This is a genomic window from Corallococcus praedator (assembly GCF_003612125.1).
Taxonomy (GTDB): Bacteria; Myxococcota; Myxococcia; order Myxococcales; family Myxococcaceae; genus Corallococcus; species Corallococcus praedator.
In genome coordinates, this window is sequence record NZ_RAWI01000740.1 from 1 (window position 1) to 1,507 (window position 1,507).

Sequence of the window (1,507 nt, forward strand, 5' to 3'; positions counted from 1 at the left end):
GGGATGGATTTCCCGGGACATTGCCCCCCGTTGCAGGCAGTGTGGTTGGACCGTGGGCCGCACCGGGAATCCTCCCGGGGTCCCACGGGTTCCTGGAAACTTCCAGGTGCTTCGGGCCGCTTCGCGGCCTGACCGCGCACCGCCAGGCGCCCCCGTAATTTCGCGGGAGGGCGCGCTGCGCGGTCGGCCCCCCGCCTGAGGGGGAAGCGCGCCAACCCATCATTGCGGGATTCCATGACGTTTGACGAACTGCAGTTGACTGACTCACTCCTCAAGGCCGTGAAGGCCGAGGGCTACACCACGCCGACGCCCATCCAGGTGAAGGCGATTCCGCACGCGCTGGCGGGCAAGGACGTGCTGGGCGTGGCCCAGACGGGCACGGGCAAGACGGCGGCGTTCGCGCTGCCCATCCTCCAGCGGCTGTCGGCGAAGGCCCCCGCGGGCGGCGCGCGTCCGGTGCGCTGCCTGGTGCTGACGCCCACGCGCGAGCTGGCCAGCCAGGTCAGTGAGAGCTTCGGGACCTACGGCAAGAACCTGCCCTTGCGCCACGCGGTGGTGTTCGGCGGCGTGGGCCAGACGCCGCAGGTCCAGGCGCTGCGCCAGGGTGTGGACATCCTGGTGGCGACGCCGGGACGTTTGTTGGATCTCATCGACCAGGGCCACGTGACGCTGCGCGCGCTCGAGGTGTTCGTGCTCGATGAGGCGGACCGCATGCTGGACATGGGCTTCATCCATGACGTCCGGCGCGTCATCAAGGTCCTGCCGAAGGAGCGCCAGACGCTGTTCTTCAGCGCGACGCTGCCGCCGGACATCGTGGATCTGGCGCGCAACATCCTGAAGGATCCGGTGCGGGTGGAGGTGTCGCCCGCGTCCACCACCGCGGAGACGGTGAGCCAGCAGGTGTACTTCGTGAAGCGCGAGGAGAAGCGCGCGCTGCTCACGCACCTGCTCCAGGATTCGAAGGCCATCCCGCGCGCGCTGGTGTTCACGCGCACGAAGCACGGCGCCAACCGCGTGGCCAAGCAGCTCACGCAGGCGGGCGTGCGCGCCGACGCCATCCACGGCAACAAGAGCCAGAACGCCCGTGAGCGCGCGCTGGACGAGTTCCGCGCGGGCACCCTGCGCGTGCTGGTGGCCACGGACATCGCGGCGCGCGGCATCGACATCGACGGGCTGTCGCACGTGTTCAACTACGACCTGCCCAACGTGCCGGAGCAGTACGTGCACCGCATCGGCCGCACCGGCCGCGCGGGCGCCAGCGGCCAGGCCGTGTCGTTCTGCGACTCCGAAGAGCGCGAGTACCTGCGCGACATCGAGCGCACCATCCGCCGCAGCGTGCCGGTGGTGGCGGACGCGAGCTTCCGTTCGCTGCTCCCCGCGACGCTTCCGGGCGATCTGGTGGAGGACGACCGTCCGCCCCTTTCGGGTGGACGCGGCGGCGGCCGGGGCAATGGCGGTCAGCGTCGCGGCGGCAACGGCGGCGGTGGAGGCGGCGGACGTGGTGGGG

1 protein-coding gene is annotated in these 1,507 nt (G+C 70.7%); it reads left to right on the forward strand.

The window, feature by feature from the left end:
- Positions 1-234 precede the first annotated feature (234 nt).
- Positions 235-1,507: DEAD/DEAH box helicase (locus tag D7Y13_RS41385; protein ID WP_147452645.1), on the forward strand; the 1,273-nt coding region annotated here is incomplete at its 3' end.